This is a genomic window from Natrialba sp. SSL1 (assembly GCF_001861355.1).
Taxonomy (GTDB): domain Archaea; phylum Halobacteriota; class Halobacteria; order Halobacteriales; family Natrialbaceae; genus Natrialba.
Map to the genome: position 1 here is coordinate 490264 of NZ_MASN01000035.1, position 24322 is coordinate 514585.

The following is a 24322-nucleotide window of genomic DNA, read 5'->3' on the forward strand; positions in this document are numbered from 1 at the left end:
TGACAACGACGTTACTGACTCGAGTCCGACTCGTCATCGTCGAACTCGATCGACTGTGCGTTGCCGCCTCGGATCGCGTCGCCCACACTCCCGGGGTTGACCGCCTCGCCGAGCGTGCCAGGGTCGGCGACCGCGCCGACGCCCTGGTCGTCGACGGCCGACTGGATTGTCTCGACATCGACCGCGGTGGCGACGCGCTCTGAGTCTGCGGCCCTGTCGAGTGCCCGACGCAGGAGAACGTAGCCACCGACTGTGAGGACGCCCATCGCCACTGCGCCCCGTACGCCGTAACGCCGGTAGCCGACAGTCATCGCCTTCTTCCCGACGGTAAGTAAGCCGATCATAGTGCCCATCATAGGGCAAGTACGGGCAAGAGCCTGCGCCCTTCGTGTGGAGGCTGCCAACGACGCCCTGCGTTGTAGCCCGTTTACACGACCACGAGAAGCACCGCCGCCGCGCCACCCAACAAGAGAAGGACGCTGTACACGGCAACCTGATTCCGGAAACGCTTGTTCGTCGACGTCGCCGCCAGCATCGCCTTCACGACGATACTCGAGACGGTCGCGAGCAAGATCGCGATCGTCGCCTCCGGCGCGCTAAGCTGGCCGCCCCGATACAGTACCACGGCGGACGTGGTCGCACCCGCACTCGAGACGAAGCCGCTCGCGATGGCGGTCGCGTAGAAGCCGAGGGTGCCGAACCAGGTTTCGGCGAGCGATCCGAAGACGAGGACGACGAGGAAGACGGCGCCGAACGCGAGTGCGTTCTTCATCGAGAAGGGGCTCTCGAGTTCCATCGAGCCGGACTCGCGCCAGTCGGCGGTGAGGCCGGCGATTGCGAACGCGATCACGATGACGGCGCCGAGGGGGAGGATTGCCTCGACGAGGATACCGGTGTTTGCGCCTGCATCGGCGTCGGTGCCGGTACCAGTGCCGGCACCCATCGTGAACCCGACTGCAATCGCTAGATTGCGGGTGGCCATGGCGGCGTTCGCCAGGAGGATAGCCGCGACGGCGTACGAGGCTGCTTCGGGTCGCTGGCGGACGTGGTCGAGCATCGTCCCGACGACGGCCGTCGAGGACGCGAGGCCGCCGAAAAAGCCCGTGACGGCGATACCGCGTCCGCCGTAGGTGGAGACGATGGCGTAGTTGACGATGCCGATACCGGCGACGGCGACAACCATGAGCCAGATTATCTGTGGCTCGAGCGGGATCGTCACTGCACCGAGATCGAGTGCGGCTTCAGCCGGCAAGAGGGGGTAGATGACGAACGCGAGGATGGCGAACTCGGTCGTCGAGCGCATCTCCTCTCGGGTGAGTCCCCACGCGAACTCGTGGAGTTCGCGTTTGAGGACGAGCAAGAGCGACGAGAGGACGGCGACGGTAACACCCTCGATAATGAAGCCGGCCGCGACGAGCGAGCCGACGCCGTAGGCGACGAGCATCGACACCGATGTCGTCAGCGAGAGGCCGGCGTCTTCGTCACCGAGCAGCCCCTGCACCGCGAGCAAGACGCCCTGGACGATGACGAGCAACCCGCCGAGAATGAGCAGGCTCTCTCCGATATCAGTCTGGAGGACGAGAATCGTAAACACCGCAGCGAGCAGGCTAATCAGCGAGAACGTCCGAATGCCCGCGGACTTCTGTGACCACTCGCGCTCGAGTCCGAGGAACATGCCGAGCGCGCCGGCGAGTGCGATCCGGACGACCGTCTCGTCGAGTGGCGCATCACCGATCTGCAACACGGCCTCGTTCACTGCTGGCTGTTCTTCACGACCGCATATAAGCGCCGTGGCGACTGTAGCGAGCGGAGATCCGTGACGGGCGTGGTCGACCTGGAGTAGACGAACGCACAAGACAGAAAAAACAGCGGAGCAGTGGTGTGAGGAGGAATAGTCGAATGGCAGTAACAATCCGGTGTTTGAACCAGTCCGGCAATCCGATCGATCACAGCCAGTGCGAGACAGTACAGACGGTGGGCAGCGAACGTTATAGTTCGACGTACTGTCCTTCCCAGTCCCGGCGCGCCTCGAGTTCCCGCCGGCCTCGACGGGTGAGCGTGTAGAAGTTCGTCCGCCGGTCGCGGTGTCCCTTCTCGACGAGGCCCTTGTCCACGAGCGTGTCCAGATTCGGATAGAGACGGCCGTGGTGAATCTCTTTCTCGTAGTACTGCTCGAGCTCCTCCTTGATTGCCAGTCCGTGGGGTTCCTCCTCACCAGCGATGACGTACAGCAAATCCCGCTGGAATCCTGTCAAGTCGTACATTGGGAAAGTACCACCTGCACTTACTGTCGAATTTTAATAAGGGTGTCGGGTTGTTTCGAACGAAACTGGGGTATTACCACCGAATATAGTCGTTTCATTGAGTTTCGAATGATAACACCCATGACTGATTCGGTGTGGCAACACACATAATGAGCCGTTCATGTTTACGGTTCGTCGTTTCCAGAAGCGAATATTTGCTTGTGTTTCGACACTGTCCAGTGGTGGATACAGGTCGGCCTCAAGATGATCGGTGATTCGCGCGCGACAACCGACGCAATCGCTCAGAAATGTAGTAAACAGGAAAGCAGATCGCGTGACGGGAAAAACGTCACGCGATCGCTTGCCGCCCTGAATTGGTCCCCGCTGACGCTTCGGCCCTCCAAGCGAAGCGTCACCAGAAAGATTCTGCTGGGACCACTTAAATGTGACGACACACTCCCGATTTGTGATGTGTTCGTCTCGGCGCTGGCGGGCCGCGAGGACTCACATATGCTCTTCCTCGAGTACCCAACCGAGGGCACGCTTATAATAGGTGAACATCTGTTCGACGCCGTCGTGGTTCATCTCGTCGCTCTCGAGGTGCTCCGTCAGGAACTCGTACTGCTCTCGAATCTCGTCTTCATCACGCATACGAAGGAGTACCACCGACAGACAAAAAAGGTCGCCGGGATGGCAACTGGATAGGAAGTACATGAGTAACTGGGTGGTGAGCACGTGAGTAGCCGGCTGATGAGCACGTGCGCAGTTTGTCTGTGATTCGATCGGATACAGTGGTTGAGAGGCGTGATTGCCGTCAGTCACGCTCCCGTCGTCCACAGCGCCTACCCGGTAACGAGTTGTTGGTATCACTGCGAGATGTCGCTCTCGGTCGGCGCTGTCGTTTCACGCAGTAGTCATCCGTTTGTTCCCACAACAGTCACGAGCACCGACAGCTACCTCGACAGGAGTGGGCACAGAACGACCGTTCGCTGATCGGTGTGTCTATCGTACCAACTGCACCAGCTACACACTGTTCGTCCAACTGTCGACGGTGAGATGTGCACTAACTTGCAGTGACTCTTCTATAGTAACAACTGCAACTATTCACACACTGATCGCACGACTGCTGTGGGATCAGGTGTGCAGTGACTTGCAGTGGCTATGATAGCTATCGTTTCGGTGAGACTATTCGCAACTTAATTGTAGTTTCAATGCAATGTTCGTCTGTGAACCGCCGGATCGCCCTTGGTTTCGTCCTCGCCCTCCTCCTCCTGGCCGTCCTGATCCGCATCGTCGGCGGCCAGGCCGTCGCCGGAGAGTTCTCGAGTGCCGACTATCGGTTTCTTGGACTCGCCGTCGGATCGGGACTCCTCGCACTGACCTTTCGAGCACTCGTCTGGGAGCAGTTCCTCTCGCTCGTCGACGACACATTGCCTCGCATACGGATCGTCGCGCTCTTCCTGAGTGCGATGTTCCTCAAATACATCACCCCCTACGGCCAACTCGCAACCGAGCCGTTCGTGGCCTATCTGGTCTCGCAGCACGGCGAGATGGCCTTCGAAGACGGGCTCGCTGGCGTGCTCGCTGCGGATCTGCTGAACTACGTGCCCTACTACACCTACGGCTTCGTCGCGCTCGGCGTGATCGTCGTTACCGGCGCGCTCGGAACGGACCTCTCCCTGCAGTTACTCGCATTTACCGGCCTGTTCTCCGTCGTCGTCGGCGTCGTCTTCGTCACGATTCGGCGTCCATCCGTCGTCTACGGGCTGGTTCTATGGGTAACCGCAGGACTCCAGCGCATCCTCCGTCGGTTCTCGACTCGATTTGAAGACCGATTTGCGAAACAGACCGTTCGCTCGCGACTCGACGGCTTCTACGGAACGATCGACACAATATCGGCAGACCGGATGGCGCTCGTCGCCGCCATCGTCTTCGCCCACCTCGGTATGCTCTTTCTCATGCTGCCGGTCTATCTCGGCGCACTCGCACTCGGCTACCGGCTCGCACTCCCCGTCGTCGCACTCGCCGTCGCGTTCGGAAAGCTCGGCGCGGTCGTCCCCGCTCCCGGCGGCACCGGCGGCGTCGAAACGATGGTAACCGGCGTTCTCGCGACGCTCGGCGGCCTCGAACTCGCCACCGCGCTTACGGTCGCGCTTATCTACCGCCTCAGCACCTACTGGCTCACCGTCAGCGTCGGCGGCCTCTCCGCTGCCGCAGTGTTCCTTCGCGGCCCACGACCCGAAGCGAATCCCGATCCGTAAGCCGTCCCACGATCAGTACGGACAGCGGCGCTCCGCGACTCCGATTCTGACCCCGACTCCGTGAGGACTTTTTGTACCCCCATCGTAGACGCCTGTATGAAGATTCGGGGCGAGCGCGAGTGTACGGAGTGTGGCACCCGGTGGTCGTACTACGAAACCGGCAGCATCGACTGTCCCGGCTGTGGCAGCCTCCGCAGCGTCGGCACCGACGATCGAACCGAACACACCGACCTGCAGGTCCCGTTCGACCTCACACCCATCCGCTCCGAGATCGACGACACGTCGACCGGCGAGCTCGCCGACCGCGCCCGCGACCGCTGTCGCGAGTACGTCCGCCAGCGCGGGTTCATCAACGCCGGCGACCTTCGCGACCTCGACGACACCTACCTCGCCGCCATCGAACTCAGACACGTCGCCGACATCGTCGCTCGGGAACTCGAGTACGACGCCTCGCTCGACGACCGCGATGAACTGTACTTCCTCTCCTTGCTCCGCGACGCCGACAGCGGCGAGCGCCCGCCGGCCGACGAGGTGCCACTCGGCCTCCACGCCGCACGCGGGCTCGCTGTCGCAAATGCCATTCGAGAGTATCGCCGCGACGTTCGCACCTGGCTCGAGGAGAGCAACAACGGACGAAGACAGGATAAACTGACGACATCGGAACGGCAGGTACTCGAGTCCCTCGGCGAGCACGTCAAGCGAATTCGACTGTTAGACGGTGACATCGAGCCGGCAGCCGCGGATCGGCTGGTCGAAGCGACCCACGACCTGACAGACGGACTTCGCGGTGACGAGGTGGCGCTTGGGCGAGCGCAGGATCGGTTGGAGCGACTCGAGACAGAGATCTGAAGCTGACTTCGTCCGGTTCAGGGCAGCGAAACGTCGATATCTTCCTGCAGACTCGCAGCCGTGACCGTGTTGTACAGCAACATCGCGCGCGTCATCGGACCGACGCCGCCCGGCACCGGCGTGATCGCACTCGCCTGTTCCTTCGCGGTCTCGAACTCGACGTCGCCGACGAGTTCGTACCCCTTCTCGGTATCTGCGTCCACGCGATTGACGCCGACGTCGATGACGACCGCGTCGTCGCCGATCATCGACCCGTCGATCAGTTCCGGTACGCCGACCGCTGCGACGACGATATCCGCGCTGCGGGTCTTTTCGGCCAGGTCGTCCGTTCGGGAGTGACAGACCGTCACCGTCGCGTTGCCGTCGTCGGCCTTCTGGATCAACAGATTCGCGAGCGGCTTGCCCACGATATCCGAGCGGCCAACGATCGTCACGTCCTTGCCCTTGATCTCGACGCCGGCGGACTCGAGTAGCTTCTGGACGCCGTGGGGGGTGCAGGGACGGAACCGGGCGTCGCCGGCGACGAGGCGGCCGACGTTCTCGGGGTGGAAGCCGTCGACGTCCTTGGCGGGGTCGACCCGGCGGATGACCTCGCGGTAGTCGACGTGGTCCGGGACGGGAGCCTGAACGATGTAGCCGTGCACGTCGTCGTTCGCATTGAGCGCGGCGATCTCATCGTACAGCGTCTCGGGGTCGGCGTCGCCGGCGACGTCGACGTGGTAGCTCTCGATGCCGACCTCCTCGCAGTCGCGCTGTTTCATGTTCACGTAGGTTTCGCTGGCGGGGTCGTCTCCCATCAGTACCGTCGCCAGCCCGGGACGCGCGCCCGCGTCGGCGAGCGTCTCGATGGCGTCGGTCAGGTCCGCGCGAATCTCGCTCGCGACGGCGTTGCCGTCGATGATCTCGGTCATTACTCGAGTTGCCGGCGGGGACGCTCATTAATGCTCGGGTTTGTGCCCAATATGGCACCAATTCTGATCCAATATATGCAAGTTTGTGGGTTTCGACTGCGTCGGGAGCCCCGATACAGACACAAGTACGCGGAGCCGGCAACCGGCTCACGACGCCCCATCTGTTTTGGCACCCGGGAAAATACGTGCAGACGAACATGGAGTACACGACACTCGGCAACACCGGCACGACCGTCTCGAAGCTCTGTTATGGCACCTGGCGCTTCGGCAAGAAGCACGGCGACACCGTCGAAACCGACCGCGAGGAGGCCCACGAACTGCTCGATGCAGCCTGGGAGAACGGCATCAACTTCATCGACACGGCGAACGTCTACGGCGACCCCGACGGCACCAGCGAGGAGTGGATCGGCGAGTGGCTCACAGACCACGACCGCGAGGACTTCGTCATCGCCTCGAAGGTCTACTTCTCGTTCGACGGCTGGGGTGAGCCCGGCCCGAACGATTCCGGACTCGGACGCAAGCACATCCGCGCCCAGATCGAGGGCACCTTAGAGCGCCTCGGCACCGACTATCTCGACCTCTACTACATCCACCGCTGGGACGAGAACACCCCGATTCGAGAGACGATGTCCGTCCTCACCGAACTCGTCCGCGAGGGGAAAGTCCACTATCTCGGAGCCTCGACGATGGCCGCCTGGCAACTCACCAAGGCGCTCTGGACCAGCGACGTGGAGGGCCTCGAGCGCTTCGACGTCACCCAGCCGATGGTCAACGCGGCCCACTACGACGCCGTCGGCGACTACCTCGACGTCTGTGCCGACCAGGATCTCGCCGTCTGTCCGTACTCGCCGCTCGCTGGCGGCTTCCTCACCGGCAAGTACGAGCGCACCGAGGACGGCGGCGTCGAGGCTCCCGATGGCTCGCGGGGCTCACTCGACGACGTGTTCGAGGATCGCTACGCGACCGACCGCGCGTGGGACGTTCTCGAGGCCGTCGAATCCGTCGCGAGCGAGGTCAAGGCCACGCCGGCGCAGGTCTCGCTGCGCTGGCTGATGGAGCAGGATCGATTCACGTGCGTGCCTATCGTCGGCGCGCGCTCGCCGGACCAACTCGAGGAGAACGCCGGCGCGGTCGAGATAGATCTCACGGACGAGCAGTTCGAGCGGATCGACGAGGCTCGTGGTGGGGTACAGTAGCCGGCTCAAGGGCTGAAACGGAAACCTAGAACAGCGGCGTCGTCACCACGAGCGCGTCGACGAGAATCGCGACGAGCACAGCGCCGAGGAAGGCGTTCGAGGCGTGGAACGCGCGAAACGCCGCGTCCTCGGTCTGCTCGAAGTGGAGGACGATAGAGGCCCAGAGGAAGACACCACCGAAGAGGACGACCGTCCCGGCGTAGAGCGCGCCGAGGTCGGTGATCCAGGCGAGTGCGACCGTGCTCACGAGCGTCGCGGCGAGGTAGTAGATGATGTGCTTTCGCGTCTCCGTCTCGCCGCGGACGACGGGCATCATCGGGAAGCCGCCGCGGGCATAGTCGTCCTTGTACGCGAGCGCGAGGTTGTAGAAGTGCGCCGGCGTCCAGAGGAAGATCACGCCCGCGAGCGCGAGCCCCGGAAGTCCGATCTCGTTCGTCACGGCGGCCCAGCCGATCAGCGCCGGAAGCGCGCCCGCCGCACCGCCGATGACCGTGTTCTGGACCGTGTTCGGTTTGAGCAACAGCGTGTAGACGACGCTGTAGAACAGGATCGCGGCGAGTCCGAGCGCGGCCGCGAGCATGTTGATCGTCAGGAAGACCGACAGCGACGCGACCGTCAGGAACAACCCGAACAGCATGGCGTTGCGAACCGGAATCAGTTCGGTCGCAAGCGGCCGGTCGGCGGTCCGGGACATGCGCTTGTCCACGTCGCGCTCGAGGACGTGGTTGAACGTCCCCGACGCGCCGATTGCGAGCACGCCGCCGCCGAGCGTGGCGAGAATAACATCGGGCGTGAGCGCGGGGCCAGCCGCGAGTGCCATTCCCGCCGCCGCGACGAGACACAGCAGCCACATCAGTCGCGGCTTCATCATCTTGAAGTACGCAAATGCGGTGAGTCGAGCGCGGGCGAGGCGACTGTCGGGCAGAGAGAGCCCAGTCGTCGCGTCATCGGTGGCCGGCGCTGGCTCCGGTTCTGGATTCGATGGTCCGTCTGTTGGCGTGCCGAACTCGAGTCCATCGTCGTCTGCAGAACCGGTCGCGAGTTCGAGATCCCAGGCGAGTGCAAGAACGATTGCCGTGAAGATCACGAGACCGAGGCCGAGGTGCAGTCCAGGCACGACTGCGGCAGGGCCGAGTACTGCCGTCGCAGCACCGACGCCGATCTGGACGGCGTACAGCACCGTCCCGGCGAGGATGGCGATCTGAACGCGACGGGAAACGTCGCCGAGCAGGGCCGCGAGTGCCGTCGCAGCGACGAGCAGGCCGACGAGGACCGCTGCCAGTCGGTGGCCCCAGGCGACGACGAGCTGGGTCTGGTTCAGCGGATCAGCGGGTGCGTGGCAGGTCGGCCAGGTCGAACAGGCCGCGGCAGCGTCCGTCAGCGAGGTCGTCGCGCCGACGATCAACAGGAGGTACACGCCGAGCGCGGTCGCTGCGAGCAGTCCTGAAAAGCGCCGGCGCGTCCCGATCGGACGGGGGAATGACTCGGATTCGGTTGCCACGGCTACTCTCGTCTAGAGCCTTCCACTCCGCGTATTTATGGCTCCCGTTTTCCGCGGCCGCTTCGTCGGTTCTCACGGGGTCTCGGGCGAACGTGTTCGAGAGGAGGCGTCGTTCTCGAGTGAGAGCTACATCCCCATATCGGTGGCGGCCTCTGGAATCGGCAGGTCGTGTTGTGAGACGCCGAGCAGGTCCGCCACGTGATCGAGCGCCATATCGAAGCCGTAGTAGCGCTCGAGTTCGTCGCCGTCCGCGGTCGGTCGTACCTTGAGCATGGCGTATCCCTCGATGTTCTGGGCGATAGCCGCGGTACCGGTCGCGCGCGGCGTAGCAGTCGCGTCCGCATCCTCGTCGTCGACTCCGGCGACGAACTCGAGTCGGCGCTCGGTTTCGGTTTCGTCGTAGGTGGCACGGATGCCGTTGGCGGTGGCGGTCGTGTTGGTGTTCGTATTCGTGCTGGCAGCAGCAGCGGCGTCCGTGTCAGCGTCCTCGGTCATACCCCTACTCGTGGGCCAGTCACCGGGAAAGTATCGGTTCGCTCGTGACGGGGTGGCGCGACTGGAACCGATATTCCTTTTTCGTCCCCGGCGGACGGTTTGTGCGTGACGCGAGCCGAATCACGGCCGGCTTCCTCACCCTCCCAGCCTGTCGCCGAGTTCCGACTGACGCGGCTCGTCACCCTGCAGTGGCTCGTCGTCTCGGTCGTCGGCTTTTTCGCGCTCGTCTACTATGGTGTCCACCTGCACGCACGCTTCCGCGGAGAACAACTCGCTCAGGTCGCTATCCCCGTTCTTCCGTCCGGTCCACTGCTGTTCTGGCTCGCAGTTGCGGCACTCGTCCTCGGTGTGGTCGTCGTGCTCCACGAGGCGTGTCACGGTCTGTTTATGGCCCACTATGGTAGCGAGCCGTCTTTCGGAGTCGGGCTCTCCTACGCGCTCTTTCCGTACGCCTACGCAGCTGTCGGCGGCGAGCGATTCACGCGCAACCAGTTGCTCGCCATTCTCGTCTCCCCGTTCGCCCTGCTCACCGCGGGCGGACTCCTGCTCATGGCAGCCATGCCGGACCACTTCCTCGCGGTGCTCCTCGTGTTCGCACTCGCAGTGAACGGTGCCGGCTCCGTCGGCGACCTCTGGATGGCCGCCGTCCTGGTCCAGTATCCGAGCCGCGTTCGGGTGGATGCGATGCCGGACGACGACGTACAGGGGTTCGCAATCTACGACCCCGAGTCAGATCGCCACACCAGCGACGAAACGCTTCGATTGACCGGAATGCAGACGCTCTCGCGGGTCGCTACCGGTACCGTCGCGACGCTCGCGCTCTTTGGAACCGCCGTCATTGCCCTCATTCTCGCGTCGCTCGCCGCCGGCTCCGGCACCATCGAACTCGCGACCGACCGCCGGCTGCTGTTCAGACATGCGGTGGACTCGAGTGGCGTCGCGCGATTCGAGATCGGTGAGGTTGCGGTGGGTGCTCTGAGTCTGGCGGGCGGACTGTGCTGGGCGGCGCTCGGCTGGCTTTCGGAGTGGCTGGGATGGGACTCGTGAGTCGGACTCGAGGTCGGCAGGACCCGACCGGAGTCAGAACAGAATCCGAACAGAACCCGAACAGAACCCGAACAGAACCAGAACCGTAACGCTCGTGCGCCGGACGAACCGAAACTACGTATGACCAAGTGGCTCCAGAGCGGGCGGCGACGAGACATCTGTGTGCTGCTGGCGGCGGCCAGCGACTCGGACACTTCGGATACTGCGGCTCTTGAGGCCGACGCAGAGAGACAGGCCGCCCACCGCGGCGAACTCCGCGGCCAACAGCTCAAGTCCCAACTCGAGTCCCACTACGACGACCGGATCGAGCCGAAATCGTTCTACGGCACGCTGTCGGCACTCGTGGACACGGGGTTCGTCGAGAAGCGAACCGAGGGACTACACGACGTGTACGCGCTTACCGAGGCAGGCGAGCGGCGGCTGTACGACCATTACGAGTGGATGGGTGGGTGTCTCGACGCTGATCGCTAAACGGTGGAAACACGCTGGCTACGGGGTTCGATCCTGACCGATCAGGAAGCCAAGCGCCCCACCCGGTAGCGTGAACGGCCACGTGACCGCCAGCAACGCGAGGACCGAGAGGAGTTCACCCGTCCCGCCGACGCCGGATCGCCACCGCTCGCGCCGGAAGCCGACACCGAGGACGAGTCCAACTGCGGGCAGGATCCAGACAGCTGTTCCGAGGAGGTCACCAGTGACTGCGGAAAGTTCTATCCCGACGAGCGGAATTTCGTGGACGGTCGTGAGAGCAACGCCCGCGAAACTTCCGTCGTAGGCGGCCGTTGCAAGGAGAACGCCCGACCAAACGCTGACGACGACCCATGCGGCGCGGGTCGTCAACTGTACCGTCCCGCGAGCGGCCAGGAGCCCACCGAATGCGAGCGCCAGCGCGCCGGCGACCCCAACCGGGATTCGGAACTGTTCGGGAAGAACGGGCGGTGAGCGCTCGACCGCAACGGTCGTGAGCAGATACTCCGTCTCCTCGACTGTGGCAGTCGGTGGACCGGTCTCGGACAGCCCAGTCATCGGAACTGCCTCCGCGCTCTCGTATCGCGGCCAGTCGTGGCCACCACCCTGATCGCTGTGGTACCAGCCGACGGGTAGGTCATCGGCGGACTCGAGTGTCGCGACTGCAGACTCCACAGCCGTTCTCGTCTCCGGCGGCAGGTCGTCCACCGGAACGGCCGTCGCAGCATCCGCCGTGATGGTCGTCTCACTCGCACGCAGTTCGTGTGCGTCGTCAGCGTGGTATGGCCAGAGGTAGAACGGATTGCACAGCAGCCCGATTCCGAGGAGGAGTAGGAGGGCAACTCGAGTACGCGTGGACATCGCTCGTTTTCTTCACGGCAGTCGTGTTAGATATGTGCATCGAACGGCGATGCTGGAGCGGCGGTGATGGATCCGAATACGGAGCCGGAAAAGCGAGCGGTGAAAGGCAAAACCGCGAGAAAGACGGTCGACTGAAGCGGCTCAGTTATCGAGTACCTGGTCGCCAATCGTGTTCCGTAGCACTTCGCTCGTGCCTTCGTAGATCTCGTTTAGCTTGGCGTCGCGGTAGAAGCGCTCTGCAGGGAAGTCCTTCGTGTAGCCGTAGCCACCGTGGATCTGGATCCCCTCGTTTGCGACCTCGCGGGAGATTTCGCTGGCGTAGAGCTTCGCCTGCGCGGAGTCTTTGATGAAGTTCTCGCCGCGGATCTTCTTGTCTGCGGCCTTGTGCATCAGCATCCGGGCCGCCTGGATCTTCGTGTCCATATCCGCGAGCTTGTGTTTGATCGACTGGAACTCGCCGATCGGCTGGCCGAACTGCTCGCGCTCGCCGGCGTAGTCTCGGGCCTCGTCGAACGCAGCACGAGCGATGCCGATACTCCGGGCGGCGATGGTGATCCGGCCGCCGTTCAGCGTCTTCAGCGCCTGTACGAAGCCGTCGCCCTCGGCACCGAGGAGGCGGTTCTCGGGGATTCGGAGGTCATCGAATCGGAGCTCGGCCGTCGGACAGCCCTTGTCGCCGAGTTTCTCCTCGGTGTTCTCGACGATGAAGCCGTCGTCCTCCTCGGGGCGGACGACGAACGAGGAGATACCCTTGTTACCGGCGTCGGGGTCGGTCTTCGCGAAGACCGTGACGGTGTCCGCGACGGAACCGTTGGAGATCCAGAGCTTGCCGCCGTTGATCACGTACTCGTCGCCGTCTTTTTCGGCCACAGTCTCCATCGCCGGCACGTCACTGCCCGCGCCCGCCTCCGAGAGCGCGAATGCGCCGACATCCTCTCCCGCTGCGAGCGGCGTCAGGTACTCCTCTAGCTGAGCGTCGTCGCCGAACTCGTAGAGCATGTTCCCTGCGAGCGAGGTGTGGGCGGCGACGACGGTCCCGAGACCACCGGAGCCGCGCGAAATCTCCTCGAGTCCGATCGCGTAGGAGTGGTAGTCGAGACCGGCCCCCCCGTACTCCTCCGGGAACGGCATTCCCATCAGTCCGAGGTCGGCCATCTCGTCGACGAGGTCCTGCGGGAACTCGTCCTCGTGGTCGATTTCGTCCGCGACGGGAACGATCTCCTCGTCGACGAACTCCGAAACCATCTCCCGAATCTGTTGCTGCTCCGCCGAGAGCGCAAAGTCCATACCTGCGCTATGGCGGGTCGATTCTTTATTGTTACCTCTCGGATTTCGGTTCACGGATGGCCGATTGTTTCGCGTTTATTCGGAGTCGTCCACGAATGCCCGCCGGATTTGGCGGGCCGGTGTGGCAAGTCAGGTCGCGTCCGCTCCTGCCTCGGCCAGCGATTCGAGCGCCGCATCGATCGATTCGTCACCCGAGAGCAATTCAAATGTCTCGCCGATTAGATCGTCGTACTCGAGTACACCCACGAGCACAGTAGCCACGTCTTCGCGCGGAATGTCGCCGTCGCCGAGGTCGAAGTCGGTGCCGACCCGGATCTCGCCGGTGCCGGACTCGGTCGTCAGTTCGCCGGGGCGGACGATGGTGTGTGAGAGTTCGCTTTCACGGAGGTACTCGTCGGCCTCGGCTTTCGCGGTGAGGTAGTCCTGGAGTGGGTCTGGACCGGAGTCGGGATCGTCTGCGCCCATCGAACTGAGCATGACGAAGCGGTCGATCCCCGCATCCGCTGCAGCGTCGACGAGTCGGATCGCGCCGTCGCGGTCGACGCCGTAGACATCTTCGCCGCCGGAGCCCGCAGCGAAGATGATCGCGTCGCAGCCGTCGACGGCGTGCTCGAGGGAGTCGGTCAGATCGGCGACGACGGCGTCGATGTCTGCTCCCATCGATTCCATCTCCTCGACCTGACCGTCGTTACGGACCATCGCTCGGGTATGGTATTCCTCGCGTGCAGCGAGTTGCTCCGTTACGTGCTGGCCGACCTGGCCGTGCGAGCCGGCGACGAGGACGGTTTCGGCCGCGATCGGATCGTCTGTTTCGGACATACGTGCTCGGTCGAGACGAGGGCAGAAAGTGATGGTCCCGTGACGTGCCAGGATGGCGGGCTTGCGTGTCAGTATCGTCGGATTCCGTTCTACAGCCCCCAACAGAATAGAATGTTACGACCGCGGCGTTTTTCCGGGATGGGGACGAAAGAGAAGCCAGTAGATGACCACGGCCCAGCACGAACTCACAACCGACGCCGACCTGGAGTGGTGTTACGACGCGGTACATGGCGTTTCGCGGACCTTCTCGATCACGATCGACCGGCTCGAGGAGCCGATGTCGAAACACATCTGTCTGGGATACCTCCTCTGTCGCATTGCAGACACGATCGAGGACGCGGGCCACATTCCGCCTGCCGACCAAACCGAGTTGCTCACCGAGTACGACCGTCTTCTCGACCCCGATACGGACCAGTCCGTCGAGGCGTTCATGGCCGATGTCGAGCCCTGGATCCCCGAGCCAGCGGACCGATCCAATGACTGGGACGTCGTGGCCGAAACGCCGCGCGTGCTGCAGACGTTCGAATCGCTCGACGAGGAGCCCCGCGAGATCATGCGCGAACCCGTCCGCGAACTCGTCGACGGGATGGCTATGTTCACCGACCGGTACGCCGAGGAAGGTGGCCTCCGACTGCAGACGCTCGAGGAACTCGAGGAGTACTGCTGGTACGCCGCCGGCACGGTCGGAACGCTGATCACCGGACTCGTCGCCCGCGGCGCATCGAAAGACCGCGCCGCAGAGATGCGTGACAACGCCCGCTCGTTTGCGTTGCTCTTGCAACTCGTCAACATCGCCAAAGACGTCGAGTCGGACTACCACGAGGAGAACAACGTCTACCTGCCCGCAGAGTGGCTCGCGGAGGAGAACGTCGACCTCGACGCCGTCACCGACGAGGAGAACCACAACGGCGTGACGAACGTGGTCGAACGCGTTACCGGGCGCGCAGAAACGTACCTCGACGACGCTCAGCGCTACCTCGAGGTCGTGCCGGAGCAACACGGCAACCGCCTCTCGGCGTGGGCGATTCCGTACCTCCTCGCCGTCGGGACGATGCGCGAACTGCGCGAGCGGCCCGAGGACGTCGTCGAAGAGGGCGACGTGAAGGTCCCACGCGCGGAAGTGTATGCGTTGCTTCAGCAGTTCGAAGAAGGGATGTCACGCTCCCGACTCGACGAGCTACGGGCCACGATGGCAGAACAGCCGCTTCACCAGTAGCATCGCCGTCCGAGACGATACAGACGGGACGGTGAATCGCTGGCGCGGCTCAGGGTCGGCCGTGGGCGCTGGTCTGTTCACGCTGTGTTTCTCGTTGCTTTGTGTCTCCCGCCAGTGCAATCTCCCGACCGACCAGCGACAGCACGTACCCGAGCACGGCCGCCGCTCCCGCAATCGGGGGGAAGACGAATAAACTGAGGATGACGATCGTAGCAGACGTCGGAAACGGCGCTACTGCAGCGATCGCGCCAAGTGGTGCCAGGAGACAGGTCACACCGTACAGCCACGCACGCCGCTCACCTCGCGCGAGCGCGTGCCCGAACGGGAAGAACAGGACGACTGACAGGCCGAGCGCACCGATCAGAAGCGCCTCGAACGGGAATCCGAGCAGCCAACTCGTTCCGGCGAGCAGCCCCACAGTAGCCAGCCCGAACAGCGTCAGCGTTCGTCGGGAGTGATGCACACCGAGCCGGCGACAGAGCGCGACGCAACCAGACCGTCCAACGGCTCCAACCCATCGGCTACGGCCAGTCAACTCTCGTGATCGACCAGCACCGGCGATGCTGGTCGCACCCGCCGCGAACCCGACCACTACCACCGGGACGACGCCAGCCAGCGCGGTGTGCTCGAGTACCACCGGCCCGAACGCGACCGCCGCCGCGGTCCAGGAGGCGGCGATGTTCGTGAGCCCCGACTGGGCGTAGGTGACGTAGGTTCGGCTGTGGAAGTCACCACCTGCCGCATCCTCGTCTGCTCCGGACTCCCCGCTCGCCCACGTCAGCGTTCCGTTCTCGATACGTCCCGCTTCCGGGCTGTTGGTTACCGCGTAGTCGTCCGGCAGGTGAATCGACACCCGGTCGGCAACGAGTTCGTACCGCACCGGGCTGTCGCCAGCGTAGAAGTACTCGAGTACCCATCCGTCGCCAACCACACCCTGTCTCGCGACGTTGGGGACGGTGTACTCGACGCGAACGGTTTGGTCGTCAATGGTTGCGCTGACGTGTTGAGCATCGTCGCCGACGGCACGGTACCGGTTCTGACTGTCGTCGACGCTGGTCGCGAGCGCGTGCTCGTCGTTCTGGTAGTGGGCAGCAGCCGTTTCATTGACTGGGACCTGCGCGACCCACTGGGAGTCACCGCTCTCGTCGACGTAGATGTCGAGCGTTCCCGCATCGGTTGCGCCGTCGATCGTGTCAGTGCCACAGACCCCACAGATGGGTGACGGTGGTGGCGCACCAGCAGCGAGTGCGACGACTGCGAGACAGAGGACCGAGAGGGCGACGACGGCCGTAGCGACGCGAGGAGGTGAACACATACGAGACAGTCACCGGCACCGATAATAGTAGTTCCGTCGACAGGATGTGCATCAACGCGAGGACAAGTTTCAAGACTCGACAGTGAGAGCTACGGACGAGCGGTGACTCGCGTGAGCAACGAACAGTTCGTAACCGAACCGAACGAGGCGGGTTCGGCGAACAAGTGGGACGGGGAGCCAAGTGGGAAAACAGCGTGCGGTCGCGAGAAGCGCCCGCCAGCGGTGCGGACGGCGATCGAAGAGCGGGCCGGAGAGAACGGCACCGATGCTGACACTGCAACAGATACCGGCGCTGAGGGAACTGATGCTGCTACCGCTGACGACGAGCCGTCCCGCGACGAGAGTGCTGGAAGCAACGAGCCGGAGCTGATCAGCCTCGGCATCGGACTCGGAATCGAACTCCCGGTGATCGAAGACCCCGACGAGGTGTTCGCGGTCGAATCCACCGACCACCCGTCGACCGGCCTTCAGTCTAACTCTCGACTCGACACAGACCAGCGCGAGCGACTGGAAGACGCCGAGCTGGATCCCGACGCAGTCGCCAACAAGGAGTACTCCTACCAACAACTCCTCGAAACCGACCTCGACGAGGCGTTCGCAGCCGAACTCCGCCGCCGGCTCTCGCTGCCATGGTCGTTCCAGACCGACAGCGATCTAGACCTCGACCGGCGCTCCGACGAAGTCCGCGGCCTCGGCACGGCCGAACGCGCCTGGATCGCAGCCAGCGAAACCGAAGAGTGGCAGCGCTTCGAGACACAGCCGCCGACTGATCGAGCGGGGGACTCGAGTACCGCGCTCAACTCGGAGTGTGGGTCAGACGCGAGCGCTGCTGACGGACTCGCTGCCGGCGACGACGGTGAGAGCGACGACGAGCGGCCGTACCCGCGGCCAACACCGCCGACCGCCGTCACGGGCGTCGGACCCGACGATGCGGCGATGCTCGCAGAGGCGGGAATCGTCTCGGCAGAGCGATTAGCGACGATTCGAGCGGTGACGGTCGCCCGCCTGCTGGAACTTGACGTGCTGCACGTTCGGTCGTGGCGACACAATGCGCGTGAGTTACTTTCGTCCTGACACCTGTCCCCGCTGATGGTCGACGTGTCTCACACCGTTTCTGAACAATGATTACTACTCGAATGAGTAATTTCGATAATACGGACCATCAGAGATTTATAGCGGCCTGTTGGACCATCTAACAGATGATTCCGATCGACGATTCCCCAATCGTTCGTGACGGTAAGACACTGATCCTCGCGATGGACCACGGCCTCGAACACGGCCCGGTCGACTTCGAAGATGTTCCCGAGAAGCTCGACCCGTCGACGGTCTTCGAGACGGCGACCCACGACGCCGTCAGCGCGATGGCCGTCCAGAAGGGGATCGCCGAGGGCTACTACCCAAGCTATGAAGACGACGTGAACCTCCTGTTGAAGGTCAACGGTACGTCGAACCTCTGGATGGGCGAGTACGACTCGGCGGTCAACTGTTCGGTCGACTACGCGGCCGAACTCGGTGCCGACGCCATCGGCTTCACCCTCTACGGCGGCTCGAACCACGAGGTCGAGATGGCCGAGGAGTTCCGCGACGTGCAAGAAGATGCCCGCGAGCACGACCTCCCCGTCGTCATGTGGTCGTACCCGCGCGGCCAGGGACTCAAGAACGACACCAAGCCGAGCACCATCTCCTACGCGACCCGCCTCGGACTCGAACTCGGCGCTGACATCGCGAAGGTCAAGTACCCCGGCAGCCCCGACGCGATGGCCCACGCCTGCAAGGCCGCCGGCGATATGAGCGTCGTCATGAGCGGCGGCTCGAAAACCTCCGACTACGACTTCCTCTCGACCGTCGAGGCAGCTATCAACGCCGGCTGTACCGGCCTCGCCGTCGGCCGCAACGTCTGGCAGCGCGAGAACCCGACCCGCATTCTCGACGCACTCGAGAAGGTCATCTACGAGGAGGAAACGGCAGACGCCGCACTCGAGGCAACCGAATAGGATGACGGTTTCCGATCCGGTCGTCGAGACCGTCGTGGCGACGTTGAGTCGGTCAGCGACGGAGATTCGACAGGGGCTGGTCGGTCGCCGGGGCGCCGTCGACGAGGAGAACCCGAGCGGCGAGACCCAGGTCGAAGCCGACATCTGGGCGGACGAGTTGCTCGCCGAGCGGCTCTCGGCGATCGACGGGATTAGTCAGTACGCGAGCGAGGAGCGCGAAGCGATCATCGACTGTGGTGGAGACGCGGCTTCGACGGACGGCTACACCGTCGCCGTCGACCCCCTCGATGGCTCCTCGAATCTCACCTCCAACAACGCGATGGGGACCATCGTCGGCGTCTACGACGCACCGCTGCCAGCCCGCGGCGAGGACCTCGTCGCGGCCGCGTACGTGCTCTACGGCCCGATCACGACGATGCTCCTCGCAACCGAAGACACCGTCTCGGAGTACGAGTTGACCGGCGGCGAGCGACGCCGCATCCGCGAGGACGTCACGCTTCCCGACGACCCGGTCGTCTACGGCTTCGGCGGTCGCGTTCCCGACTGGACCGACACGTTCACGGAATACGCCCGTGAGATCGAAACCGAGCTCAAACTGCGCTACGGCGGCGCGATGATCGGTGACGTCAACCAGGTCGTCACCTACGGCGGCATCTTCGGCTACCCGGGACTCGAGTCCCGTCCTGAAGGGAAGCTTCGCCTCCAGTTCGAGGGGAGCCCGATTGGGTACATCATCGAACGAGCGGGTGGCCGCTCCTCGAACGGCGAGCAATCGCTGCTAACCGTCGAACCAAGCGAGGGTATTCACGAGCGGACACCGGTGTTCGTCGGCAACGAGCCGCTGATCGACCGACTCGAGACGCAGTTGTCCTGAGCCGAGCGCTGCGGCCGGAACTGGAGTCAGCCCGGAACCGGACCACGATTTTCGCCCTCGGTATTCACTGACGACGTGTCGCAGTCGGCTCCGTCACCACGGCCGCGTGATCGACACGTAGCCTGCAACACCGAGAAACAGCGCCGCGTAAAACGCCCAGCGCGGCCAGCCGGTCTGCAAGAACCACAGCGTCAGAAACAGGACGAACGCCGCAACGATGATCGCGTCGGCGACAACCCGGCCGATCCCGCCAAGGATCGTGCTAGCACTAGCACTGGTACTGGCGCTAGCGCCGGAAGTCGAAGCCGACCCGGTACTCGAGTGCGACGAGTCGTCGCTCACTGTTGCCACCTTGTAGGAAGCGACGCGCTGGTCACCGGGATCGGTCGTCGCCGTCGTTGGCCGCGTTCAGAAGTGAAAGCCATAGCGTTCAGTCAGTCTGTACGCACCGACGCCCCAGACGTAGCTCTGGCCGGGCCACCAGGTGCGAGCATTGTTGAAGCCAGCGATGAGGACGTCGTCATCGTCGCCCTCCGGATCGGCGTGAAAGCTCACCGACCCGCTGTCACCGTCAGTCAAATCCATCTCTCCGCCCCAGCGGATCTGACCGTACCGACAGAAGTCATCCGTAAAGCAGGTCACCGCGTCGATTCCCTGGATCGCACCCGTCGTGTGGCCGGTCATCGCGCCGACCTTCTCGAGTCGTTCGTCGCGAGCCATGAGATCCGCGAGGCCGAATTTGGTGTACTGGCCGCGCACTCGCAGCGACGGCTGCGTATCGATCAAACTGGACGGTTCGATGTCACCCGTCGGTTCGATCGTGGCGAAGTCTTCGACCGGATGCGCGCTTGCGACGGTGCCGAGCGGAACGTGGTCTGAATCCTGGATGGGGAGCGAGACGGGTTCGCCAACCGGATCGGGCCCACTGTTGAAGGCGTGTTCTGCCGTGACAAAGAACGATTGCTCCGTGTCGGGGTTGTATAGTGCCGGCCCGAGCGTTGCCAGACTCGTCGGCGTCTCGCAGGCGACACCGCTCGGGGCGTATCCGTTGTGAACGTGTTCGAGGATACGCGGCTCGAACGAGTCACGACCGGCCTCGATGTTCTCGACGCTCTCGAGATCCTCCGCGTCTTCGATGTCGCCGACATCTTCCAGGTCGTCGATCCCGTCGTTGTCGAAAAGTGCCTCAATGTCGACTGGAATGCCGGCGACGAGCTGGTCGAGGAGGTCCCGAACGGAGTCCCAGTCGCGCGAGATCCCGACCGAGACTGTCGCCGTCTCGCTCTGGTAGGAGCCGGGAACGACCGCGCTCCCGAGATAGCCGGTGAACGCGAGTCGTGCCAGCCGTTCGTTCAGCTCGATTGCGGACTCGACTGCAGCGTACCAGTCTGCAGGGACGTATCGCGTTCGCTCTGTCAACGACCAGGGGTCGTTCGGATCGTCCCTGACGAGTGCGGTAACGATCGGTACGTCGCCGTCGTCGGCTCGCAAGAAGTCCTCGACGCCGAGGAACTGTGCCATGCCAACGGCGTAGCCACCGGTCACGAGCGTCCGGACGAACTCACGACGGTCCATCCCCGAATCGAGTCGATCCCGAATCGTCGCGAGTCGTCGGGTAGAACGTTCTATCGTCTCATCTGACATGTGTTTGGGAGTCGATGCCGTCTTCGATTTCACCTCGTCACGTCAAAGCTAATATTCACGTACACGGGTTATTGCAGCTGTATCTGCAGGATAGGCAGAATTATGGATAGGCGTTGTGCCTGCAGTTGTCACCAGTAAACACCCTATTTCAACGGCCCGCTGACACATGTCTGGACACGAATACACTCGGCCTGAATACTCACTCGCGATATAATGACTGGACGACTGAACGCAAACGTTCGTCACGCCATCGGCAATACGTTGCACTGTCTCCGTGCTGGTGACCGCGGAGACAACCGCCGAACCGACACACCTCCAACCGGTTCGTGACACCCACGTCGCACATTCCCCCCAACTCGTCCGCTCGTGGCGTGTGCCGCCCTGCCGCGTCGCTGGGTGTTCGATACCGGTGTTCCTCTCACTCTCCGTTTCCCACCTGCTGAGCACGTCCGCTGTCGGGAGCCACGACACCTCGCTGCCGGAGTGTTTGGGTTTGGCACTCGTTACTGACTGGTAACCACTTGTAGGACGAGGATACGGCTCGCATAACAATACCCACAATTGGGATAGCACCGACTGAACTACGGTTGCTCCCGGTGGGCGACGGCGAACGGTCGGTACTGCGTGGTGGATACTGATTGGACATCCGACATCCGCCATCCAACAGCCGGCATCCGACCCGCTCGCTGCTCTTGGCCACAGACAGGCTATCCGGTTCGATTCCGGGTGGGAGTCTATGCAATCCGACGCCGTCTATTCGGTACCGCGGCTAACCGTTACCGTCACAACGAGTGACCTCGATCGACTTCTCTGGGGGCTCGTTGCCGTCTCGCTCGTCGGAGATGTCGTGACGACGTTTCTCGGCCTCCATCTCGGATTGACCGAGTCGAATCCGATCGCCCGAAGCGCGATCGATGGCTACGGACTCGTCGGAATGCTCGTTCTGAAAGCCGCCGCTGTCGGCGTCGGACTCTGCTGTCGGCCGCTCCTCCCTAGAGTGTACCAGCCGATCGTTCCAGCAGGGCTGGCCCTCCCGTGGCTCATCGCGAGCGGGATTAACGCCTACATGATTTCGACGGTACTCTGAGACCGGAAGCGCGCCGAAAGTCGCTGTTTCGCTCGACGTGACAACTGATGGAGGAGGTATCTGTTTGCTCCGGTTCGACGATCACTCGTCGTCGACGAACTCGCGTTTCAGCGAGAGTGCAGTCCGGTCGAACTCACACACCAGTTCGTCGTCCTGATTGAATACTTCAACGTGCATAGTGACGACACCGCGTTCGCCGTCGCTGGTCTCGCGTTTGTCGGTAACAGTCGACTGGACGCGAAGGGTATCGCCGTGAAATACGGGATGGGGGTGTTCGACGTTGTCGTACGAGAGATTCGCGACGATGGTCCCGTCGGTCGTCTCGGGAATCGAAATGCCGACGGCGAGACTCATCGTGTAGAGGCCGTTGACCAGCCGTTCACCGAAGTCGGTATCGGCCGCGAACTCGCCGTCTAAGTGCAGCGGTTGCTGATTCATCGTCATATCGCAGAACCGCTGGTTGTCGCTCTCAGAAACCGTTCGCCGTCGTTCGTGTTCGATCGTTTCGCCGACCGTGAACTCCTCGTAGTACAAACCGGTCATACGTGCGACGTGGCGGGGTCGCCTCAAAAAGATAGTGTAGTGGTGGCGCTCAACCGCTGTTGTGCCGTCACCATGGCCGACGCACTGGCCAGAGTGAAAGCGTACTACTAGTGCTACTACAACGACTACAACGACTACAGAGTGCCTTCTACAGCACCCACTCACTCCACCAGTTCTGACTCCTCACCAGCGTCCTGTTGCACCCAGATCGTCTTCGTATTGGTAAACTCACGGATACCGTCGCGGGCGAGTTCGCGACCGTAGCCCGAATCCTTCACGCCGCCGAATGGCAGCCGTGGATCGGACTTGACGAGTTCGTTCACGAACGCAAGTCCCGAGTCGAACTCGCGGGCAACGCGCTCGCCGCGTTCCAGATCGTCAGTCCAGACACTCGCGCCGAGACCGAATCGGGTATCGTTAGCCTTCTCGATCGCAGCCGCCTCGTCGGGAACCCGGAACACCGTTGCGACGGGACCGAACAGTTCCTCCTGGTCGGCGGGTGCGTCCTCGGGAACGTCGGTCAGCACGGTCGGCGGGTAAAACGCACCCTCGCGGTCCATCGGTTCGCCACCCAACCGGATCTCACCACCCTGCTTGACAGTGTTCTCTACCTGCTCGTGCAGTTGGTCGAGCAGATCCGGCCGCGCCTGCGGACCGATATCGGTCTCCTCATCCAACGGGTCGCCGACATCCTGCGCGTCCATCTCCTCAGTAAAGCGATCGACAAACTCGTCGTAGACGTCCTCGACGACGATGAACCGCTTCGCCGCAATACAGGACTGTCCCGAGTTCAGGAGTCGGGCCTGAACTGCTGTCTCGACCGTCTCGTCCAACGGGGCGTCCTCGAGTACCACGAACGGATCGCTGCCGCCGAGTTCGAGGACGGTCTTTTTGAGTTCGCTACCGGCGGTTTCGGCGACTGCACGGCCTGCACCATCGCTTCCGGTGAGCGTGACTCCCCGAACACGTTCATCCTCGATTACCGCCTCGATTTCGCTGGAGTCGAGTAATAGCGTCGTGAAGACATCCTCGGGGAAGCCAGCCTCGCTGAAGATATCCTCGATCGCGCGTGCGCAGCCAGGAACGTTCGAGGCGTGTTTCAACAGGCCGACGTTCCCCGCAACGAGGTTCGGAGCGGCGAATCGGAACACCTGCCAGAACGGGAAGTTCCACGGCATGATCGCGAGGATCGGTCCAAGCGGCTGGTGTGCGACGACCGTTCGGGCGTTCGGATCGCCTGCGACCACCTCATCCTGCAGGAACTCGGCCGCGTGCTCGCCGTAGTACTCACAGGCCCAGGCACACTTCTCGACCTCGGCGCGGGCCTGCTCGATCGGCTTTCCCATCTCTCGCGTCATCAACTCGGCGTACTCCTCGGTGTTCTCCCGAAGCATGTCGCCCGCATTCACGAGCAACCGCTGGCGCGTCTCGATTGGCACGTCACGCCACTCCTCGAACGCAGCCTGTGCGCGCTCGAGTCGATCCTCGCGTTCGCTCGCATCCGTTTCGTCGTACGTTTCGATTACGTCGCCGGTTGCCGGGTTCGTACTCTCGATAGACATACGAAAGCCGACCACGAGGAACTGCTTCAAACGAACGGGCAGTTCTCTCCTGCCGAACAGTTCTGTATTGCCGGCGGTACTAGCGGATGGGGTCCGTCAATGGCCGCCCTATTGAGCAAGTATTGCACGAATCACGAGGGAGTAACAAG

25 protein-coding genes are annotated in these 24322 nt (G+C 63.0%); 10 read left to right on the forward strand and 15 right to left on the reverse strand.

The genetic code is table 11. The features are described from left to right. Positions 1–11: 11 nt before the first annotated feature. The 4 genes from BBD46_RS13235 to BBD46_RS22680 all read right to left on the reverse strand — a co-directional run bounded on the left by BBD46_RS13235 (position 12) and on the right by BBD46_RS22680 (position 2894). Entirely contained in the window at positions 12–344 is a 333-nt protein-coding gene (locus BBD46_RS13235) for a hypothetical protein (protein WP_071402151.1), read from the reverse strand. Positions 345–427: 83 nt separating this feature from the next. Then, complete coding sequence (locus BBD46_RS13240) at positions 428–1756, reverse strand: MgtC/SapB family protein (RefSeq protein ID WP_071402152.1); 1329 nt, start codon at positions 1754–1756, stop codon at positions 428–430. Positions 1757–1988: 232 nt separating this feature from the next. Next, positions 1989–2264 (reverse strand): PadR family transcriptional regulator, encoded by a 276-nt coding sequence (locus BBD46_RS13245; protein ID WP_006168874.1) that lies wholly within the window; start codon positions 2262–2264, stop codon positions 1989–1991. 483 nt (positions 2265–2747) lie between these two features. Beyond that, positions 2748–2894: a hypothetical protein gene (locus tag BBD46_RS22680; RefSeq protein WP_006654371.1), complete on the reverse strand. Its 147-nt coding sequence runs from the start codon at positions 2892–2894 to the stop codon at positions 2748–2750. A gap of 575 nt (positions 2895–3469) precedes the next feature. Between BBD46_RS22680 and BBD46_RS13250 the strand changes: the two genes are divergently transcribed. Together BBD46_RS13250 and BBD46_RS13255 are read left to right on the forward strand one after the other, a co-directional pair. After that, positions 3470–4504 carry a lysylphosphatidylglycerol synthase transmembrane domain-containing protein gene (locus BBD46_RS13250; protein ID WP_071402153.1) on the forward strand — a complete coding sequence of 345 codons (1035 nt, stop codon included), beginning with the start codon at positions 3470–3472 and terminating at the stop codon, positions 4502–4504. A gap of 96 nt (positions 4505–4600) precedes the next feature. Next, positions 4601–5353 carry a DUF7117 family protein gene (locus BBD46_RS13255; protein WP_071402154.1) on the forward strand — a complete coding sequence of 251 codons (753 nt, stop codon included), beginning with the start codon at positions 4601–4603 and terminating at the stop codon, positions 5351–5353. Between the two features lie 17 nt (positions 5354–5370). Here the strand turns inward: BBD46_RS13255 and BBD46_RS13260 are convergent, their stop codons facing one another. Next, on the reverse strand, positions 5371–6264 hold the full coding sequence (locus BBD46_RS13260) for a bifunctional methylenetetrahydrofolate dehydrogenase/methenyltetrahydrofolate cyclohydrolase (protein WP_071402155.1): 894 nt from the start codon (positions 6262–6264) through the stop codon (positions 5371–5373). 197 nt (positions 6265–6461) lie between these two features. Between BBD46_RS13260 and BBD46_RS13265 the strand changes: the two genes are divergently transcribed. Continuing rightward, positions 6462–7460 (forward strand): aldo/keto reductase, encoded by a 999-nt coding sequence (locus BBD46_RS13265; RefSeq protein WP_071402156.1) that lies wholly within the window; start codon positions 6462–6464, stop codon positions 7458–7460. Positions 7461–7485: 25 nt separating this feature from the next. On the opposite strand, the gene BBD46_RS13270 is transcribed toward BBD46_RS13265, so the two are convergent. Both BBD46_RS13270 and BBD46_RS13275 read right to left on the reverse strand, forming a co-directional pair. Continuing rightward, the gene (locus BBD46_RS13270) at positions 7486–8961 is read right to left on the reverse strand and encodes a heme o synthase (protein WP_071402157.1); all 1476 of its coding nucleotides are present in this window, start codon (positions 8959–8961) and stop codon (positions 7486–7488) included. A gap of 126 nt (positions 8962–9087) precedes the next feature. Continuing rightward, a complete protein-coding gene (locus BBD46_RS13275) occupies positions 9088–9456 on the reverse strand; it encodes a DUF7111 family protein (RefSeq protein WP_071402158.1) in 369 nt (122 codons plus the stop codon). Between the two features lie 105 nt (positions 9457–9561). Between BBD46_RS13275 and BBD46_RS13280 the strand changes: the two genes are divergently transcribed. Both BBD46_RS13280 and BBD46_RS13285 read left to right on the forward strand, forming a co-directional pair. Then, positions 9562–10503 (forward strand): DUF3267 domain-containing protein, encoded by a 942-nt coding sequence (locus BBD46_RS13280; RefSeq protein ID WP_084777750.1) that lies wholly within the window; start codon positions 9562–9564, stop codon positions 10501–10503. A 120-nt stretch (positions 10504–10623) separates the two neighbouring features. Continuing rightward, positions 10624–10974 (forward strand): PadR family transcriptional regulator, encoded by a 351-nt coding sequence (locus BBD46_RS13285; protein WP_071402159.1) that lies wholly within the window; start codon positions 10624–10626, stop codon positions 10972–10974. An 18-nt stretch (positions 10975–10992) separates the two neighbouring features. Here the strand turns inward: BBD46_RS13285 and BBD46_RS13290 are convergent, their stop codons facing one another. The 3 genes from BBD46_RS13290 to BBD46_RS13300 form a co-directional block, all read right to left on the reverse strand. Beyond that, positions 10993–11832, reverse strand: coding sequence for a hypothetical protein (locus BBD46_RS13290; protein WP_071402160.1), 840 nt, complete (start codon positions 11830–11832; stop codon positions 10993–10995). Between the two features lie 141 nt (positions 11833–11973). Continuing rightward, on the reverse strand, positions 11974–13119 hold the full coding sequence (locus BBD46_RS13295) for an acyl-CoA dehydrogenase (protein WP_071402161.1): 1146 nt from the start codon (positions 13117–13119) through the stop codon (positions 11974–11976). Between the two features lie 129 nt (positions 13120–13248). Beyond that, positions 13249–13938 (reverse strand): SDR family oxidoreductase, encoded by a 690-nt coding sequence (locus BBD46_RS13300; RefSeq protein WP_071402162.1) that lies wholly within the window; start codon positions 13936–13938, stop codon positions 13249–13251. Between the two features lie 163 nt (positions 13939–14101). On the opposite strand from BBD46_RS13300, the gene BBD46_RS13305 reads away from it, so the two are divergent. Continuing rightward, positions 14102–15154, forward strand: coding sequence for a phytoene/squalene synthase family protein (locus BBD46_RS13305; RefSeq protein WP_071402163.1), 1053 nt, complete (start codon positions 14102–14104; stop codon positions 15152–15154). A gap of 49 nt (positions 15155–15203) precedes the next feature. On the opposite strand, the gene BBD46_RS13310 is transcribed toward BBD46_RS13305, so the two are convergent. Then, positions 15204–16469 (reverse strand): hypothetical protein, encoded by a 1266-nt coding sequence (locus BBD46_RS13310; RefSeq protein ID WP_071402164.1) that lies wholly within the window; start codon positions 16467–16469, stop codon positions 15204–15206. 102 nt (positions 16470–16571) lie between these two features. On the opposite strand from BBD46_RS13310, the gene BBD46_RS13315 reads away from it, so the two are divergent. The 3 genes from BBD46_RS13315 to BBD46_RS13325 all read left to right on the forward strand — a co-directional run bounded on the left by BBD46_RS13315 (position 16572) and on the right by BBD46_RS13325 (position 19337). Next, positions 16572–17543 carry a hypothetical protein gene (locus BBD46_RS13315; protein WP_071402165.1) on the forward strand — a complete coding sequence of 324 codons (972 nt, stop codon included), beginning with the start codon at positions 16572–16574 and terminating at the stop codon, positions 17541–17543. Positions 17544–17668: 125 nt separating this feature from the next. Beyond that, entirely contained in the window at positions 17669–18463 is a 795-nt protein-coding gene (locus BBD46_RS13320) for a class I fructose-bisphosphate aldolase (RefSeq protein ID WP_071402166.1), read from the forward strand. Between the two features lies 1 nt (position 18464). Further along, positions 18465–19337: a class 1 fructose-bisphosphatase gene (locus tag BBD46_RS13325; RefSeq protein ID WP_071402167.1), complete on the forward strand. Its 873-nt coding sequence runs from the start codon at positions 18465–18467 to the stop codon at positions 19335–19337. 93 nt (positions 19338–19430) lie between these two features. On the opposite strand, the gene BBD46_RS13330 is transcribed toward BBD46_RS13325, so the two are convergent. Both BBD46_RS13330 and BBD46_RS13335 read right to left on the reverse strand, forming a co-directional pair. Further along, on the reverse strand, positions 19431–19679 hold the full coding sequence (locus BBD46_RS13330) for a hypothetical protein (RefSeq protein ID WP_071402168.1): 249 nt from the start codon (positions 19677–19679) through the stop codon (positions 19431–19433). Between the two features lie 66 nt (positions 19680–19745). Further along, complete coding sequence (locus BBD46_RS13335) at positions 19746–20981, reverse strand: hypothetical protein (RefSeq protein ID WP_071402169.1); 1236 nt, start codon at positions 20979–20981, stop codon at positions 19746–19748. Between the two features lie 736 nt (positions 20982–21717). Here BBD46_RS13335 and BBD46_RS13340 point away from each other — a divergent pair. After that, the gene (locus BBD46_RS13340; protein ID WP_071402170.1) at positions 21718–22068 is read left to right on the forward strand and encodes a DUF5658 family protein; all 351 of its coding nucleotides are present in this window, start codon (positions 21718–21720) and stop codon (positions 22066–22068) included. Positions 22069–22149: 81 nt separating this feature from the next. On the opposite strand, the gene BBD46_RS13345 is transcribed toward BBD46_RS13340, so the two are convergent. Next, positions 22150–22611 (reverse strand): MaoC family dehydratase, encoded by a 462-nt coding sequence (locus BBD46_RS13345; protein WP_071402171.1) that lies wholly within the window; start codon positions 22609–22611, stop codon positions 22150–22152. 161 nt (positions 22612–22772) lie between these two features. Further along, positions 22773–24173 (reverse strand): NAD-dependent succinate-semialdehyde dehydrogenase, encoded by a 1401-nt coding sequence (locus BBD46_RS13350; RefSeq protein ID WP_071402172.1) that lies wholly within the window; start codon positions 24171–24173, stop codon positions 22773–22775. Positions 24174–24322: the final 149 nt, after the last annotated feature.